11 protein-coding genes are annotated in these 13,262 nt (G+C 57.1%); 5 read left to right on the top strand and 6 right to left on the bottom strand.

Going from position 1 to position 13,262, the window contains the following annotated elements; genetic code table 11:
• Positions 1–78: 78 nt before the first annotated feature.
• Positions 79–537 (bottom strand): MarR family winged helix-turn-helix transcriptional regulator, encoded by a 459-nt coding sequence (locus tag AC07UB_RS17045; protein ID WP_492790644.1) that lies wholly within the window; start codon positions 535–537, stop codon positions 79–81.
• A gap of 225 nt (positions 538–762) precedes the next feature.
• On the opposite strand from AC07UB_RS17045, the gene AC07UB_RS17040 reads away from it, so the two are divergent.
• From AC07UB_RS17040 to AC07UB_RS17020, 5 genes are all read left to right on the top strand, one after another.
• Entirely contained in the window at positions 763–1,923 is a 1,161-nt protein-coding gene (locus AC07UB_RS17040; RefSeq protein WP_492790643.1) for an amidohydrolase, read from the top strand.
• Between the two features lie 28 nt (positions 1,924–1,951).
• Complete coding sequence (locus AC07UB_RS17035; protein ID WP_492790642.1) at positions 1,952–3,298, top strand: MFS transporter; 1,347 nt, start codon at positions 1,952–1,954, stop codon at positions 3,296–3,298.
• Positions 3,299–3,702: 404 nt separating this feature from the next.
• Positions 3,703–4,857, top strand: a complete 1,155-nt coding sequence (locus AC07UB_RS17030) for an efflux RND transporter periplasmic adaptor subunit (protein WP_492792682.1) — start codon at positions 3,703–3,705, stop codon at positions 4,855–4,857.
• Between the two features lie 4 nt (positions 4,858–4,861).
• A complete protein-coding gene (locus AC07UB_RS17025; RefSeq protein ID WP_492790641.1) occupies positions 4,862–8,035 on the top strand; it encodes an efflux RND transporter permease subunit in 3,174 nt (1,057 codons plus the stop codon).
• A 159-nt stretch (positions 8,036–8,194) separates the two neighbouring features.
• Positions 8,195–8,683, top strand: coding sequence for a CYTH domain-containing protein (locus AC07UB_RS17020; protein WP_492790640.1), 489 nt, complete (start codon positions 8,195–8,197; stop codon positions 8,681–8,683).
• A gap of 284 nt (positions 8,684–8,967) precedes the next feature.
• Here the strand turns inward: AC07UB_RS17020 and AC07UB_RS17015 are convergent, their stop codons facing one another.
• The 5 genes from AC07UB_RS17015 to AC07UB_RS16995 form a co-directional block, all read right to left on the bottom strand.
• Positions 8,968–9,474: a flavin reductase family protein gene (locus AC07UB_RS17015; RefSeq protein WP_492790639.1), complete on the bottom strand. Its 507-nt coding sequence runs from the start codon at positions 9,472–9,474 to the stop codon at positions 8,968–8,970.
• 3 nt (positions 9,475–9,477) lie between these two features.
• A complete protein-coding gene (locus AC07UB_RS17010) occupies positions 9,478–10,956 on the bottom strand; it encodes a 4-hydroxyphenylacetate 3-hydroxylase family protein (RefSeq protein WP_492790638.1) in 1,479 nt (492 codons plus the stop codon).
• A gap of 66 nt (positions 10,957–11,022) precedes the next feature.
• Complete coding sequence (locus tag AC07UB_RS17005) at positions 11,023–11,667, bottom strand: MarR family winged helix-turn-helix transcriptional regulator (protein WP_492790637.1); 645 nt, start codon at positions 11,665–11,667, stop codon at positions 11,023–11,025.
• A 42-nt stretch (positions 11,668–11,709) separates the two neighbouring features.
• Positions 11,710–12,477, bottom strand: a complete 768-nt coding sequence (locus tag AC07UB_RS17000) for a maleate cis-trans isomerase family protein (RefSeq protein WP_492790635.1) — start codon at positions 12,475–12,477, stop codon at positions 11,710–11,712.
• The gene (locus tag AC07UB_RS16995; protein ID WP_492790634.1) at positions 12,467–13,165 is read right to left on the bottom strand and encodes an isochorismatase family protein; all 699 of its coding nucleotides are present in this window, start codon (positions 13,163–13,165) and stop codon (positions 12,467–12,469) included. Before AC07UB_RS16995 ends, AC07UB_RS17000 begins: the two co-directional genes overlap by 11 nt.
• Positions 13,166–13,262 lie beyond the last annotated feature (97 nt).

Raw genomic sequence — 13,262 nt, 5'->3', positions numbered from 1 at the left:
AAGGCTGCCTGTCCGGGGGATCCCCGATCGATTCTATCCAGATGACTCAGACTCCAAGTCTCAGGAAAGCTCGCGCCATCAAACCTTGTTAGTCGAACCTCGGCGTTTCGACGGGACGAGTTGCCCGATCACATCCTTGCCGCCGCCGTCCACCCATTCAGTCAGTTTCTGGATGCAGGAATCCAGGGTTTCGCGCTCCACCGCGGACAACGGTGTTAGAAAGTGCTCCTCTACTTCGCCAGCGATCTGCGTGGCCTTTCCGCACATCTCGCGTCCTTTTGCGGTGGTGTGCAGATTGAATTGCCTCGCGTCTTTCTTTCCGATCGTTCGCCGGATTAGTCCGTCCTTGATGAGCTTCGACAGCAGGCGCGATGTCAGGCTTCGCTCGAACCTGGTCTCCGCCGCGAGATCGCTGAAGGTGATGCCCGGGTTGTCGTCGGTGAGACGCAGGATGCGCAGCTCGCGCACATTGAGGCCGCAGCACCGGACATAGACTTCGTTGGCCATGTCGATCGCGCTGCTGCTCAGAGTGTCCATCCTATAAGTTAAGTGGCGCTCGACCTTTTCTCGCCGCATGGGTCCCTCGTTCGCGGGCCGGTCCTGGCCCGTATTGTTGTCAAACAATATTGTTGTAAATACCAACTAATCGTGATTGGCTCCGAACAAGCGGGTGCGGCCTTGATGGCCAAATCCGTCGCGTGGAAGCCTTTGGTTCCTTGAAGCCTATCGGCTTCTGGCGCGCAACATGTCGATGGGGCGGGGATGGGTGCTCTTGAATACCTGCAGCGCGAACTGCCGTTGTTGGCGAGCTGGCGCCATGATTTCCACACCTATCCGGAAATCGGATTCCAAGAAACCCGCACCGCAGCGAAGGTTGCCGAACTGCTCACCAGTTGGGGCATCGAGGTCCGCACTGGTATAGGCGGCACCGGCGTGATCGGGACGCTGCGCGGCCGCCGACCGGGTAACAACGCTATTGGCTTTCGCGCCGATATGGACGCCTTGCCGATGACCGGGCGCGCGGACGTGCCGTATCGCTCAACTCGGCCGGACGCGTTCCACGGTTGCGGGCATGACGGGCACACCTCGACCTTGCTGGGTGCAGCCAAATATCTTTCCGAGCATCCGGATTTCGCCGGCACAGTCTATTTTATCTTCCAGCCTGCCGAGGAAACCTTGCGCGGCGGGCCGGCGATGATCGCTGACGGCCTGTTCACCCATGCGCCGGTCAGCGAAGTCTATGGCCTGCACAACAACCCGCTGATGACGCCTGGCAAGATTGGCATTCGCGCCGGTGCGATCCTGTCAGGTTGCGATCCGCTGCGGATCGAGGTGCACGGTGTTGGTGCACATGGGGCGCAACCGCATCAGGGCATCGATCCGATCGTCGCCGCTTGCGAACTCGTCGGCTTGTTGCAGACCATCGTCAGCCGCTCGCTCAACGCCATGGATTCCGGGGTCGTGACCATCGGCACCATGCACGGCGGCACGGCTGCCAATGTGATTCCCGATCTGGTGGTGCTGGAGGGCACGATCCGCTCGATGTCGAAAGATGGCCGGGCGCTGTTGCTGCGTCGCGTTCGCGAGATCTGCGACGGGGTTGCCAACTGTTTTGGCATCAAGATCGCTTGCGATATCGGGCCCGGCTGTCCGCCGACGGTCAATCACGCCGAACAATCCGCGGTGGTCGAACGGGCGGCGCGGCTCGTCGTCGGGCCGGACAATCTGGTCGCCGACATCACGCCGGTGATGGCGTCGGAAGATTTCTCTTTCATGTTGCAGGAGCGGCCGGGGGCTTACTTCTTCGTCGGGCAGAGTGGCCAGAACTGCCACCACCCCGAGTATATTTTCGACGATGCGATCATGCCGATCGGCGGCGCGATGTTCGTGCAGATTGCCTACGATAGGCTGAATAGGGACTGATCTACAAAACATAAAATTGGGGGAAGCAATGGGTATCCAAGGCAGCACTGGATCAAGAGATCTCGCTTCGGACGATGCCACGTCGGCGATGCGTCGCCGCGTGGTGGTCGCATCGACATTGGGCAACGCCTTCGAATGGTTCGACTACGCGATCTTCGGCATGTTTGCACCGATCATTTCAAAACTGTTCTTTCCGGCCAGCAACGACGTCAACTCGATGCTGCTGACGTTTGCGACATTCGCGGTCGCGTTTGCGGTGCGTCCGCTGAGCGGTGTCCTGTTCGGGCTTTATGCTGATCGGCTGGGCCGCAAACGTGCATTGACGCTGATGATCATCATGATGGCGATCGGCACCGGTATGATCGGCTTGTTGCCGACCTACGCTGCGATCGGCATTGCAGCACCGCTGCTCATGGTAGTCGCAAGGTTGATCCAGGGCATCTCCGTTGGCGGCGAATTCTCCAACGCCACCGCGATGCTGGTCGAGTATTCGCCGGAGAGCCGCCGCGGCTACTACGGCAGCTTTCAGATGGTATCACAGGCGCTTGGCTTCACGGTCGGCGCGCTTCTGGCGTATCTCGCCACCACCTATGCGTCGCCCGCGGCGCTGGAAAGCTGGGGTTGGCGGGTTCCGTTCATCCTTGGCATATTGATCGGCCCGTTCGGCTACTGGCTTCGCTCCAACATCGATGAAACGCCCGAGTTTCAGCGCTATCTGCAATCCAAGCACAAGTCGGCGAATACGCCTCTCGCCGAGCTTTTCACAAAGCATCTGCGCGAACTCGTGGTCGGCTTCTGCATCGTGGTGATGGGCACGGTTTCCTACTACGTGATGCTGCTTTACATCCCGATCTATGCTGTTCGGCAACTTGGAATACCGATGAGCGGCGCGCAGCTCTCGTCTGTGCTGTCGACGGCGCTGATCGTCGTTTTCTGCCCCCTCGCAGGCAGCCTTTCCGATCGCATCGGCCGCCGGGTGGTGGTTCTGCCGGCGGTAGTCATTTATGCGGTTGTGGTGTGGCTGACGGTGCACCACCTCCTCGCGGAGCCATCGCTCAGCCGGTTAATTCTCGCCCAAATGGCGACGTCGCTCGTGATGGCCTTCATCTGGGGACCGACACCAGTGCTGCTGATGGATCTGTTTCCGGTTGGGGTCCGTTCGACCGGCGTGGGGATGATCTACAACGTTGGCGTGGCGTTGTTCGGCGGACTGGCGCCGTTTGCCATCACTTGGCTGATCGCCATCACCGGCGACAAGATGAGCCCGGTCTACTACGTCGCCATCTCAGCGGTGGTCGGTGTGCTGGGCCTGCTTCTGTTGCGGGAGGTCCGCGCCCGTCCGGCGGTAGCAGCCGCTCCCGTTAGGTCGGCTTAAGACAACTGCTACGCAGATTGGAGGAGACAGCGGGCCGTTCAAAAGTTCGCTGTCTCCTGATATCATACGGTAATTTCAATAATATGTAACTTCGTAGCTTTATTCTGAATAGGCGCAAAATTGCGGCGCATCTGCGCCAGATTCTGTGATCGTACGCACGCTATTACAACGACATCAGAACGCATCGGTTACTGGATAAAGACGCGCCGGTCTCTCGCCCAGTTCAGCCGACCGGAAGCATCAAATCGCATTCTATCCTTGACAGCCTTCATCACCATTACGTGCGAGTTTAGATTTTCGGTACACACAATGCTATTGGGCAATCCCTCTACTCGTGATTAGATTTGGCGCGGGTCTTAGTTGTTCCCCGTGATTATTCGTCGCCGACTAAAAGGAAGCTTGCCATGCGCGCGTCCCCGTCGCTTCGTACTGTCACAATCATGGGAACACTTTTGTTTGTGGCGCCGGCGATGGCGCAAGTGCCCCCCGGCGGGCCGCCGGCGGTAGGTGTAGTCAAGGCTGAGTTTCGGCCGATGACGGAAAGCACGGAAATTAACGGTCGCATTCAGGCTCGGGATCGCGTTGATCTGGTCGCGCGCGTGACGGCGTTCATGAACGAGCGGCTTTTTGTAGAAGGCGCGGACGTCAAGAAGGGACAGCTTCTGTACCGGCTGGAGCGCGCTCCGTTCGAGGCCGACGTCGAGGCTAAAGAAGCGGCCGTTGCTCAGGCTCAGGCTCAACTGGAGAACGCCAATCTCACGCTCTCTCGCGCGCAGGACCTGTTGCAGAAAAACTCCGGTACGCAGGTCGCGGTCGACAGCGCGCTGGCGACGCAGCGCACGGCGGTAGCGCAGGTAAAGGCTGCGCAAGCGCAACTCCATCAATCGCAGATCAATCTCGGTTACACAGAAATAAAATCGCCGATCGACGGCCGCATTGGCCGAACCTCGATCACGATCGGTAACGTTGTCAGCCCCACCAGCGGAACGCTGGCGACGATTGTCAGTCCAGATCCCATGTATGTGACCTTTCCTGTCTCGGTGCGTCGCGTTCTTGAACTAAGGGACCGCTACGCTGACAAGGGCGGCTTCGACGCCGTCAAAATTCGTCTGCGCCTGCCGACCGGCGAACTTTACAGTTCGACCGGAAAGCTGGATTTCGTCGATATCGGCGTCGCGCAGGATACCGACACCATCACCCTGCGCGGCACGATCTCCAATCCCGTTATCCAGACGGTGGGGAGCAGCAAGCTTTACGAATTGTCCGACGCAGAGTTTGTCACCGTTCTGCTGGAAGCGGTTGAGCCGCTCAAAGTGTTGGCCGTCCCGCGATCCGCGTTGCTTTCCGATCAACAGGGCGACTATCTCTTTGTCGTCAGCGACAAGAATGTCGCCGAGCAGCGTCGCGTCAAACTAGGGCAGTCGACACCGGACATCGCGGCCGTGACCGAGGGCCTAAAGCCCGGCGAGCAGGTCGTAGTCGAAGGCATCCAGCGGGTGCGTCCAAACCTCGTCGTGGCGCCCGGACCAGCGTCGCCAACAGCTCGCGGCGCGAGGTGAGGGCATGATTTCTTCAACCTTCATCGACCGTCCGAGATTGGCGATCGTCATCGCGATCGTCATATCGCTTGCGGGACTGCTCGCTTTATCGCGCATTCCGGTCGCGCAACTTCCCGACATCGTGCCACCGCAGGTTCAGGTATCTGCGGTTTATCCAGGCGCGTCCGCTTCAGTTCTGGAATCTACTGTAGCGCAGCCGCTGGAATCCAAGGTCATCGGCGTCGATAAGATGCTTTACATGAAGAGCAGTAGCGGCGCCGATGGAAGTTACAGTCTCACCGTCAGCTTCGCCCTCGGTACGGATCCGGACATCAACACTGTCAACGTCAACAACCGCGTCCAGACGGCCCTGGCTTCCCTGCCGACCGAAGTTCAGGTTCAGGGATTGACGGTCCAGAAGCGGTCTTCGTCGATCCTTCAGTTCATCGCGCTGTATAACGAGGACGGTAAACTCGATCCGCTATTCATAACGAACTACGCTATCATCAACGTCATGGACGAACTGTCGCGCACGCCGGGGGTCGGCCAGGCCAGCCTCTTCGCGCGCGAAGACTATTCGATGCGGATCTGGTTCGATACGTCGAAGCTTACGAGCCTTGGACTTGCGCCATCGGATGTAATCGCGGCGGTCCGGGCTCAAAACGTTCAGGCTCCCGTCGGGCGTCTTGGCGCTCGCCCGGTGCCGGACGACCAGCAATTCCAGCTCAACCTGCAGACCCAGGGCCGTCTGGCCACACCGGAGGAATTCGGCGCGATTGTCATTCGCGCCAACCAGGATGGCTCGGTGCTGAAGGTGCAGGATGTCGCCCGCGTTGAACTCGGGGCACAGAATGAGGATACGTTCAGTCGTTTGAACGGAAACCCGTCGGTCGCCGTCGGCATCTATCTCGCCCCTGGCGCGAATGCCATCACCGTGTCCAAGGCCATCAACGTAACGCTCGACAAGTTGCGCGCCCGTTTCCCGGAAGGACTGAAGGCGCGTGTGGTTCACGATTCTACCATCTTTGTCACGGACACGATCAGCGCGGTTATCACCGCCCTGATCGAGGCGTTCGTTCTCGTCGCGATCGTCGTGTTTGTCTTTCTCGGGAATTTGCGTGCGACGATCATCCCGATCATTGCAATCCCCGTCAGTCTCGTCGGTACTTTCGTCATTCTTCTGACATTAGGCTATTCAGCCAATACGGTCTCGCTACTGGCGCTGGTACTCGCAGTCGGTATCGTGGTGGACGATGCGATCGTCGTTGTTGAGAACGTCGAGCGAGTGATGGAAGAGGAGCCGGAACTTTCCCCAGTGGATGCGGCCAAGAAAGCCATGGCGCAGGTGACCGCGCCGATCGTTGGTATCACGCTCGTGCTGCTCGCCGTCTTCGTTCCCATCGCTTTTATTTCAGGGATTTCGGGCGAACTGTTCCGCCAGTTTGCGGTGACGATCAGCGCATCGGTGCTCATTTCCGCCATCAATGCGCTCACGTTATCGCCAGCCCTGTGTGCGGTGTTTCTCCGACATTCCCCTCGGCGCGGCATCATGGGGCGCATCAGTGGGGGGATCGATAAGGTTCGTGGAGGCTATGCTACCATCGTGCGCAAGACCTTGCGGCTGTCTATCGTTTCCGTCGTGCTTGTTGCGGCATTCGGATTCGGTATCTTCGGTCTCATGAAGGTCACCCCGACGGGTTTCCTGCCCGAGGAAGATCAGGGCGCGTTCTTCATCAACGTTCAATTGCCGGACGGCGCATCGGTTAACCGGACCAGCGAAACCGTGCGTCAGGTCGAGAGCATCTTGAAATCTATGCCGCAGGTGCAGGACACTATGGCGATTATCGGCTTCTCCTTGCTCGACGGCTATTCGGCGAGCAACAATGCTTTTCTGATCGCCATACTAAAGCCTTTCGAGGATCGAACTGCAGCAGCAGATACCGCTCAGGCGCTGATCGCCAAGGTGTTCAACGCGTCGCAGCAGATACGCACGGCAAATGTACTCCCGTTCAATCTTCCTCCAGTGGTCGGCCTGTCGACGACCGGCGGCTTCGAATATCAGTTGGAGAACCTTGCAGGCGCTGATCCCAAGGTCATGGGCAGCGTCGTTCAAGGGCTTATAGCGGCAGCCAATCAGGATGCGCGCCTGTCGCGCGTTTTCTCGACGTATGGGGCCAGCGCCCCATCAATTTTCCTCGACATCGATCGAGAGAAGGCGCAGGCGCTGGGTGTGACGCTCAGCGATGTCTTCACCACCCTGCAGTCCACGCTCGGCGGCTACTTCATAAACAACTTCAATTTGTTTGGCCGTACATGGCAAGTGAACCTGCAAGGCGAGGCGGCAGACCGTCGCGACATTTCCGCGCTTTGGAAGATCTACATTCGCAATGCAAAGGGCACGATGGTGCCGCTCCAATCGATCGCCACCGCGCGGACAATCACCGGGCCGCAAGTCATCACGCGTTACAATAATTACCAGTCGGTCACGATCAATGGCAGCCCGGCTCCCGGCGTCGCGACGGGAACGGCGCTGACCGCGATGGCGGAAGTGTCGGCGAAGACGCTGCCGGCTGGCTACGCCTTCGAATGGACCGGCACGGCCTACCAGGAGCAGGGGGCAGCGGGTCAGACCACAATCGTGCTTGGCATGGCGCTGTTGTTTGCGTTCCTGTTCCTAGTCGCTCTCTATGAAAGCTGGGTCATTCCAATACCAGTGCTGCTCTCCGTGGTCGTCGGTGTTCTTGGTGCCATCGGCGGAATCCTCGTGGCCAAACTTACGCTCGATCTCTACGCGCAAATCGGCCTTGTGGTGTTGATCGCGCTGGCGGCCAAGAACGCTATTCTGATCGTTGAATTCGCCAAAGAGCAGCGAGAGCAGGGGCACGGCATCGTTGACGCGGCAGCCCGAGGCGCAGAAATGCGCTTCCGTGCGGTACTCATGACGTCTTTCGCGTTCATTCTCGGGCTCGTGCCGTTGGTCTGGGCGAAGGGCGCCTCCCAGATCGCGCGGCACGCGGTAAGCACACCCGTCTTCACTGGTATGATCGCGGCGACAGTGATCGGCCTCTTTCTTATTCCCATGCTCTATGTCGTATTCGAGAGCATGCGCGAGTGGACTCATCGGCGGTTTGCAGGAGAGGGCAGGGATCAGGCGAAGCCCGCCCGCGAGCCAGTTGGACAACCCAAATTAGGGCCCTAGGCTCGGTTAGATCAGGGATTCGCCGCCGCCGTTTTGCGAATCGAATAACGGGGCGGCCCATAGAGGCGTGGCAACGCTCCGACGCGGTGCCATGATGTAGACACGGAAGTTCCGTTGTGCAATCAGATTAGCTGGACCGCTGTTGAGTTTGGGATGTTGATGGCGCAGGAAATCGAACGTAAGTTTCTGGTCAAGAACGATACGTGGCGCCGTCGGGTCGCTCGAAGCGAGCATCTCCGTGATGGAATACTGGCGGCAAGCGACGGCCGAAAGGTCCGGGTCCGGCTCTATGAGAACCGTGCGACCCTTACGGTGAAGTCCAGGCAGCGGCAGGGCCAGCGCGCGGAGTTCGAATACGAAATCCCGCGCGACGACGCGGAAGAAATGCTGGCGTTACATTGCGGCTCCAACGTCCTTGAGAAAACCCGTTACCATGTGCCCTTCGATGACATAGAGTGGGAAATCGATATCTATGACGGTCTGTTGGTCGGCGTAGTTCTCGCCGAAGTCGAACTCGATCGCATGGACCAAGAAGTTTCGCTTCCGGAGTGGATAGGAGAAGAAGTCACTGGCCGGCCTGAATACAGGAAGAGCGCGATGCTTGAGGCGCGACAGGCCGGGCGATCGTTGGATCGCGGGACATCGTGACCATTGTGTGTACCGAAAACCTAGACACGGGCGTAGTGGTGATGGAGTCCGCCCAGGATTGCGCGTGAACTGATGACACCGGTCCAATTTGGCTCGCCTTCAGCTCCGCGGAGCAGCAGCTCATACACGGTCAATGAAGATAACAAGCCGTTTCCGGCACCCTTCAAACTCATGACATTTCCCCCTGAGTCTGAATGATAGCGCACCGTTAATTCCAATTACACTATGAATTTCTCAAAGGGCTTTCAGCAGGCTGAGAACCGCTTCAACTACTTACCTCCAAACTATTTTGACCCGTGCAACGACGCAAACATTCCGCGGCAAAAGACCAGCGGCGTTCCCGCCGAGTGATTGAAGTGCTCTACCCTTCCCAGAAATATCACATGATCGCCGCCATCGAAGCAGCTTAAAATTCTGCATTCGAATCGGGCAATACAGTCAGCTATGTATGGTGCACCCCAGCTATTCGCGGCAATCTTCACACCATTAAACTTGTCATGTGCTGGCTTTGCAAAGCGGTGAGCGAGGTCAAGTTGGTCCTCGTCTAGCACGTTGACTACGAAATGATCGGCTTTAAGGATCGCATCCTTGCTGGGGGCATCACGGCGAAGACTCCAAAGAACGAGCGGTGGATCAAGCGACACCGAAGCGAACGAACTAATCGTAAGCCCTACCGGCGATTGGCCCTCAGGTCTCGCCGTTATGACCGCCACGCCAGTCGGAAAGCACCCGAGCGCGTTGCGAAAGGCCCGTGTATCGAAAGTGGTGGGTAAGAGAGCGTCCCCCGACATTCTCTATTCCGCTGCGGCTTGAGAGGGCGACTTGGGTCCGTAGCTCGCCATTAGGTCATCGACGGTCGTGTCAAAGGTTTGCCATGGAGCCAGCCTCATGCTGTGTGCCCGCACAAGGAACGGGGGGCCAGCGTAGAAATTTTCGTACTGCACGTGCCTGGCGCCAAACTCCGAGGCGAGCAGATCCCAAGCAAGCTTGTACAGCTTCATTCGGTCGAGGGCTGTCTCGTTCTCCGTCGCCCAATAGGTCTCGAAGATGTCGTTGAGCTTCTCGCTCTCGATGATGGAAATATCAGCGGGCATCTGGAAGATGGCGCCGCCCATGAGCTCACGCACCATTGCGCAAATCGGGCCGTAGTTGTCCTGACACCAGCTTAACGCCGCGTACATATACCGTTGGTTCACGACAACATAGCCATCGCCAAGCGGCTGGTAGTCAGCAATTTGACCATGGACTAGCCCGGCAATGGTGGCTTCCATTGCGGCCAGCTTGCCCAGCGTGTCCTGAACGGCGGGAATTCCCCGCACGCCGGCAGACTTCGCAATCTTATTTGCCAAGCCGATAATCAATTGAAGTTTTGACCAGAATCGAACGTTTGACTGGTGATTGCCGAAGTAGTGGCCACCGGTTTCCATATAAATGGCACGACTAAGATCAACGTTCCCGATGGTGAACACGCGGGACCAAGGTACTTTGACATGCTCGCACACAAGCATGCAGTCACTCTCGTCGAATCGTGAAGACAGAGGGTAATCGAAGTCGTTCGCTGCGGCTTCTTCCATGGACCTGCGCGACCAAAGCGAAAGACCAGGTGAGTTGACGGGAATTGCACATGTAACGGCTTCTTTCACGCGATCCGGGGCAAGTGGGGTCAAGTTCCCGATCCAGACCTCGTCGCAAAAAGCACCGCCTGTTGCGAGGGTCTTCATCCCGTGGAGCGTGATCCCTTCGCTATCTGTGGACTCAACATGCAGGGCAGGCGATTTAAAGAAATGCGCCTTCGAATCCGATGAATAATTGCGGGCCCCCTGAGGTGGATGAGTGGCGTAACTCACGTAAAGATCATTGTCCCGGATGTACCGATAGTAATCCAATAGCCTGTTCTTGAAACCGTGATCGGCGACGTCAAAGACTTCAGGCCGGCAGGTCATGCCGGTTATGAATGAAGCGACGTGATCGGGGGACCGGCCGAAGAGACCGTAACTCGCATCGGCCCACAGCTTGTGACCCTTCATCCGGAACTGAAGATCGCGCGTGTTTCGTGGCTGTAAATAGTAGAAGCTGTGGCGATCGCCCTCAGATTCAAAGGAAAGGCTATCTGTATGGGACGCGTCCCGCTTTAGATCAAAAAGATGAGCAAAGCTCTTCGCAGAGTTTCGAAAGCCGGGGTGCGTTGTGACATCGTCAACCAGCTTATTTCCGAGATAGACTTTCCGACCATCCTGAAGCGAGCGAAGATAATCCTTGCCAGACCGAAGCATAAGTCACCCATTAGTTATTTATCTAAACTAAATAATAAACGAGTACGAAGCTGTCAAGCGTACTTATTATGCTCCCCCGGGACTGCGTCTTCGGCGGCGTGGGCGAGGGACGTTTCCCAAGACTGCCAGCCGCTGGGCGGCTGCAATTTGATCGAGTACTGCGCTAGCCTTTTCAGCCTGCGAAAGTAGGGTATCCAGCTCATCAGCGTACGAGGCTGCGCTTTTCCGATCCAGGTGTCCGTACAGCGTGTCGTTCACAATCGTCTGGACCGGAGCGATCATTGAGAGCGCTTCGCGTCCTTTTGTTGTCAGAGCCAGAAAGCTCATTCGCCTGTCATTTGGGTTGGTTACCTTTGCTAAAAACCCTTGGGCTTCGAGGCTACTAATTTCCGTACTGACGTATGCGTCGGTCATGCGCATCTCGCGTGCGACCGAACGCACGGTCCAGTTCGTGTCCGTCTGAAGCCGTCCAAGCGCCTGCATCAGCACATACTGGAATGAGGAGACGCCGATCAGCGATGCAAATCCGCCACGAATATTCTCGAGCATCCCCGATAGCACGTAGTGCAAATGCGTAATCCGGCGTACGAGCGCGTCAGAACCGTCAAGCATCAGAGCTGCGCGCGAAATGGTCGGCGGAAGCAAAGTTTCCTTCGATCCGGTAGTCCTCGGTTTTGCGCGTAACGATTGCTTGGGTTCTTTGGATTTCATGGACTGACTACCTTGTGCGCCCATATAGCGCTGTCTTTCGAATCATCTGTAATTTAGTCGGGCTGCCCAATCCTTGATTAACATGCTTTTGTCCTCCCTGACAGGCAGCGCTGACGGGTGCCCGATCGCACGCAAAAGTGCCCATGCGAGACAAAGGTTTGAAGAAAATACCGGTTTTCCCGATCGCGCCGAAATTTCAGGAATTGCTGTGAGGGTAGGCGCGCCAGTCCCGGTCAAAACGATTGCGTCGGCTTTGCTCCAGTCCATCTTACTGACAGCTTCAACGATACTGCTCGTCCGCAATCGGTAGATTCCCAGGGTATCGCCAGTCCCGAGATCGACTCCGCCCTTCGAAACAAGATCAAAGCCGCACTCTGTCCAAAAATTGAATGACGCGTTCTGCAGCCAATCCGGGTAGGGGCCGAATATCGCGATGCGGGTTGCTCCCAGTTCTTTGAGAGCCATACGGATCGCTTGAGCTGAAGAGATTATGGGATATCCAAAACGCTTGGACAGCCGATCAAATTCGCGGTTCGCTTCAGGTTCACCACGCAGATAGGTGGTTGCCGTACAGGCGAAGCCAAAGGCCCCCAATTTGATCGCCCCATATCCTTCAAGGCTATCTCCAAGGTTTGTGAGATACTCACCGAATCTCTTTCGGGCGTCGTTCATGTCACCGCGCAGACGGGTCGTGACCATCGTAACATCCGCCGGGATAAGCGTTGCCATTTCTGGCTCGACGGTTGGATTCGATTGCGGTGGAGCAATGCCGATGATGCCTGCCGAACCATATTCGAAATCATCCCGCATCTTCGTCATCACCTTGGAGATTGGCGAGCTGTGAAAGCAGTGTCGCGGTTGGCAAAACTTCTGCATACTTCTGCGACATATCGAAAAGGTTCACGGCATGGGTTGTCGTACTGCGGTCGTAGACACACTCTTCAGGAATTGCGACATGAAAGTTATAGGAAAATGCGTCGACGACGCTGCTCCTGATGCATCCTGATGTCGTGCAGCCGGTCATGACTAGAGTGTCGACCTTGAGATCTACAAGATGGCTGACAAGCGTTGTTCCAAAAAAGGCACTAGGATGCTTCTTCGGAATTAGTATGTCTTGTTCAACCGGTGCCACTTCTTTCACAAATTGATAGCCCTGGAGCGGAATTGACATAATGGCGGGCACTTTGCCGGCCAGTCGCCCGCCGTCGTTCGCCGTTTTCGGTGCGACATGCGGATAAAGGACCGGCCATCCCTTGTCGCGAAACAAGGTCAAGACGGTTTGTATTTGATGGACTGCCTCCCAAGCGACATCGCCACAGGATGTTGGAAACTCCTCCACCGCCCTCCAGAAGGGCAGCGGTTGCGTACCAGTAGTTCGATACTGAACGTCGATGATAAGTAGCGCCGGGCGCTTTCCAAGGCCAGCCGATCGACCGAAACCAGCCGCTTCGTAGGCGCGCTTTTCTTCGGCGGAGATAAAGGGGTCCCACGGTCTCATGATCGTCCTTTGTGCTAAGCGGCAAAATTTTGTGCATATTTTTAGTTTGCAAAATTAAATATCTTGAACTAGCCTTTTAGTCAAGTTGGGTTCGGCT

This window comes from Afipia sp. GW821-FHT04G03 (genome assembly GCF_059419985.1).
The sequence above is the reverse complement of the archived record's forward strand: the minus strand, read 5'-3'. Positions and strand labels throughout refer to the sequence as shown.

Coding starts and splice junctions, on each gene's coding strand:
- AC07UB_RS17020 (WP_492790640.1), top strand. CDS start 8,195: ATGGCGCAGGAAATCGAACGTAAGTTTCTGGTCAAGAACGATACGTGG.
- AC07UB_RS17000 (WP_492790635.1), bottom strand. CDS start 12,477: ATGCGGGATGATTTCGAATATGGTTCGGCAGGCATCATCGGCATTGCT.
- AC07UB_RS17010 (WP_492790638.1), bottom strand. CDS start 10,956: ATGCTTCGGTCTGGCAAGGATTATCTTCGCTCGCTTCAGGATGGTCGG.
- AC07UB_RS16995 (WP_492790634.1), bottom strand. CDS start 13,165: ATGAGACCGTGGGACCCCTTTATCTCCGCCGAAGAAAAGCGCGCCTAC.
- AC07UB_RS17025 (WP_492790641.1), top strand. CDS start 4,862: ATGATTTCTTCAACCTTCATCGACCGTCCGAGATTGGCGATCGTCATC.
- AC07UB_RS17030 (WP_492792682.1), top strand. CDS start 3,703: ATGCGCGCGTCCCCGTCGCTTCGTACTGTCACAATCATGGGAACACTT.
- AC07UB_RS17005 (WP_492790637.1), bottom strand. CDS start 11,667: ATGAAATCCAAAGAACCCAAGCAATCGTTACGCGCAAAACCGAGGACT.
- AC07UB_RS17015 (WP_492790639.1), bottom strand. CDS start 9,474: ATGTCGGGGGACGCTCTCTTACCCACCACTTTCGATACACGGGCCTTT.
- AC07UB_RS17045 (WP_492790644.1), bottom strand. CDS start 537: ATGGACACTCTGAGCAGCAGCGCGATCGACATGGCCAACGAAGTCTAT.
- AC07UB_RS17035 (WP_492790642.1), top strand. CDS start 1,952: ATGGGTATCCAAGGCAGCACTGGATCAAGAGATCTCGCTTCGGACGAT.
- AC07UB_RS17040 (WP_492790643.1), top strand. CDS start 763: ATGGGTGCTCTTGAATACCTGCAGCGCGAACTGCCGTTGTTGGCGAGC.